The sequence below is a fragment of the Calditrichota bacterium genome, from assembly GCA_013151735.1.
Lineage (GTDB): Bacteria > Zhuqueibacterota > JdFR-76 > JdFR-76 > BMS3Abin05 > BMS3Abin05.
In genome coordinates this window covers 1-3,812 of record JAADHR010000191.1, presented here as the reverse complement: position 1 = coordinate 3,812, position 3,812 = coordinate 1, and the positions used below count along the sequence as shown (strand labels likewise).

Below are 3,812 nucleotides of genomic sequence, written 5' to 3'. Positions count from 1 at the left end.
GCCTTGCGAAGAATCAAATCCTTTGCAGGGGTTGTAAATTTACTTGCAACAAAACCCAAAGATTTTTACATTAAGAGGAGTTTTTGAGCGAGAAGGGCCCGGGGGCTTTGGGTTTGTTGTCTGTTTCATTCTCGGGTTAAAAGTGTTCTGAAAAATTCAGAATGGAAAAAAGCAAAAGTGAGAACGTAAACGCATGTCACTAAAAGAATTTTTTTCGAAGCGTACCGGCAAATTTCAAATCACCGTGCTGGTCCTGGTTGTTCTTTTTTTCATTCTGGAAAATCAGATCACCCACCTGCGGCCCGACCATGCCTTCCTGGCCATGCTCATTGTGGTGCTGGCCTTTGGACGGAATCGCTCGCGCCAGTTTCTGGTGGATTGGTCTCCTTTCATTGTTTTTTGGATTGCCTACGACATGATGCGCGGCGTGGCAGACAACCTGCTTGGCTATGTGCACACGTACTTTCCGTTCCGCGCCGAGCAATTGCTTTTCTACCCCTTTTTGCACGGCAAAATTCTGCCGTTTATTTTTCAGCATTGGCAGGAAAAGACCTCACTCCACACACTGGCTCACTTTTTTACTGTGGTGAGTGCCAATTTCTACACCTTCCATTTTGCCGTTCCCATTGTCATTGGCTGGGTGTTCTGGCACACCACAAACGACCGAAAAATGTTCTACCGGTTTGCCTACACCCTGACTACCCTGAATTTTATGGCGCTGGTCACGTTCATGCTTTTTCCCACGGCACCGCCCTGGTACGTCATGCACTACGGATTTGCGCAACCCCAGCACACCCACTATTTTGGCTTGAGTGCCGGCTCGCTGATTGACGTCGACCGGCTTCTCGGGGGCCATTTCTTTGCAACTATTTGGGATTCCTTCAATCCCAATCATTTTGCGGCCATTCCCTCTCTGCACGGAGCCTACCCCATTGCGGCGATTTCGTTTCTCTACCTGAAGTTCCACAAATACCTGAAGTGGATGCTGTTGTACCCGCTGGGCACCTGGCTGGCGGCCATGTATTTGAATCAGCATTACCTGGTGGATTTGATTATTGGCGGGTTGTACTTGTTTGCGGCGTTTCAGATCGAAGAAAAAATTCTCTACCCGAAAATTTTTGCCCGGTTTTTAGAGAAGGAAAAAGAGCCTGCCCCGGTAAGGGGGGCAAAAGAAAAAATAAACCCTATTTAATTCGATTTGTTTTCGGGGGAATCGCGGAATCCATCGGTTACAAGTCAGATCTGTTTGGAAGCAAAATGAAGGAGGGTGCGATGCGAGTTTCAGTCAAAAAACTGGGGATATTAATTGGAATGGTGGCGTTTTTTCAGATGCCGCTTTGGGCTCAGATGATTTCCCCGAAAATCGATGCGCCCAATGCGCCGTTTAATTACGTGGCCTACCCGACGGATCAAATGGGGGTCATGTACAATCCCAACGGCACGGAAATTACCCCCGAGGGATTTTTGTACACGGGCTACGCCGAAATGATGTTTTTTACGGGGAACCCGCCCCACCCAATCAACCAGCGCATTCGAACGCTGGAAAAAGGGTACTTGCCGATTTTCCGTTACAGCGTGTGTAAGCAGGGGGTGCGGTATGCCTTCCGAACCTTTGCCAATTCGCTCACGGAAGACCCGGCCTCCAATTTAATTAATTTTATTCGCGTGAGGATCACTAATCGGAGTAAAAACCCGCGCCACGATTTTTTTGCCCTGGCGTTTCGGTACACCAATGCCGATGGCAGTCACCGGTTCAAACGTCCCCAATTGCCCCGTTACCCGGGCGCTCGGTGGCACTTTGGCGTGCCTTTCAACCCCAATTGGAAGTTTACCTTCTCAAAGAACGGGGTTTTTCGCAGCGACAGCTTGCTGGTACTTTTCCCAACCGAGAAAGCCGGAGCGAAATACACGGTAAAAACCGTGCGTCAGTTGACGGGCGGCAAACTTCTGCCTACCAAACCAATGGGCTGGGTATTCTACGACTTTTTCCTGCAACCCGGAGATTCGTTGGTTTTGGATTTCAAAATGCCGTACCAGCCCATTCCCAAAAACAGTGCAGACGTGGCCCGCCTGCAAAAGCTTACCTGGGATGGACAGCACCAGCGAACAGTGGCCTTCTGGGAAAAGTGGGTCAATGCGGGGATGCAGCTTCATCTGCCGGAACCCAAGGTGGTGAATACGTTTAAAACCAATCTCATTTACAATCTCATGTCGCTCAGCACATACCAGGGGCATTTTATTCAAACGGTCAATTTGTTTCAATACCACGCCTTCTGGCTGCGGGATGCCTCTTTTGTGGTGCGGGAATACGACTTGACCGGCTACCACAATGTGGCCAAACAGGTGCTCAGCTTTTTCCCGCGCTGGCAGCAAAAGGACGGCAATTTCGTGTCCCAGGGCGGCCAGTTTGACGGCTGGGGACAGACCCTTTGGGCGTTTGGCCAGCACTACGAATTTACCCATGACCAGGCATTTGCCGAGAAGATGTTTCCTCTCATTAAAAAAGCGGTGGCGTGGCTGCACCAGGCGCGCCAAAGTGACCCCTACCATCTGATGCCAAAAACGCGTCCCGGGGACAACGAACGGATTACCGGTCATGTGACGGGACACAATTTCTGGGCGTTGTTGGGCTTAAAGAAAGCGATTCTTCTGGCAAAAGGCATTGGTAAGACCGAGGACGCGGCGGCTTTTCAGAAGGAGTACGATGATTACTACGCTGCTCTCATGAAACGCCTGCTGGCCATTACGCAGATGAGCGGCGGGTACATTCCGCCGGGACTGGATTACCTGGGCGGTCAGGATTGGGGAAACCTGCTGAGTGTGTACCCCACGGAGGTTCTGAATCCCTTTGATCCGATGGTGACGGCCACCCAGATTGAAGCCCGGGAAAAATTCCGCGAAGGCATCATCACGTACGGCAACCAGCGCTACGTGCACAATTATTTGACCACAAACGTCACCCAAACGTCCCTGGTGCGCGGAGAGCAGCGGAATGTGCTCCACGATTTGTATTCGATTTTGGTGCACACCACCAGCACAAACGCCGGATTTGAGTATTCCGTGGTGCCCTGGGCCGACCGGGACGTGCACGGCAACCTCACGCCACACGGCTGGTTTGCGGCCAAATACCGCGGCCTGATGCGCGATATCATGGTGCGGGAAGAAGGCGACCAGTTGCACCTGTTTTCAGTCATCTCGCCCGCCTGGCTTCAAAACGGCGTGTCCATTGGCGTGGACAACGCCACCACCACATTTGGGAATTTGAGTTTTTCGCTTGTGCCCACAAAAGACGGTGCCCATTTTAAGTGGACGGGAAAGTTCCGCAATCCGCCGAAGGAAATTGTGGTTCACGTGCCCTATTTTGTGTTTTTGAAGTCCGTAACCGTGAACGGGAAAACCTACCCGGTGAAAGACAGCGGCGGATTGAGTCGGAAAGGGTACCCGAAAATTGGCACCGACCGGATTGTGCTTTCGCCCAAAATGCACGCCGCCGATTTCGAATGGCAGCGCACCAGCCGCCCGGATGACGCCAGTTACCAGGTATTTGTGGAGAATTACAAGCGCGAATTTGCCCGGAAATACCGGCGCTATTTACGAACGAATACGATGGTGGAATATTAGTATAATTAGAAATAGAATAGAAGGGGGGGATTGGTGTTGCTTTTACGAACATCAAGGAAGTTAGACATTGACGGGGAAGGAGGCGAAAATCGAACCCTTCAGAGGGAGGTTCAACACCTTCGGCGTTGTTCGTATTTTTTTGATTTCAACGCTACAAATGTTGAACCCACTTCGTGGGTTGGAGGCGATTG

2 protein-coding genes are annotated in these 3,812 nt (G+C 51.0%); both read left to right on the top strand.

The features are described 5' to 3' along the window. The first annotated feature begins 193 nt into the window (after positions 1–193). On the top strand, positions 194–1,192 hold the full coding sequence (locus GXO76_13470; GenBank protein NOY78867.1) for a hypothetical protein: 999 nt from the start codon (positions 194–196) through the stop codon (positions 1,190–1,192). An 80-nt stretch (positions 1,193–1,272) separates the two neighbouring features. Continuing rightward, complete coding sequence (locus tag GXO76_13465) at positions 1,273–3,621, top strand: hypothetical protein (protein NOY78866.1); 2,349 nt, start codon at positions 1,273–1,275, stop codon at positions 3,619–3,621. Positions 3,622–3,812: the final 191 nt, after the last annotated feature.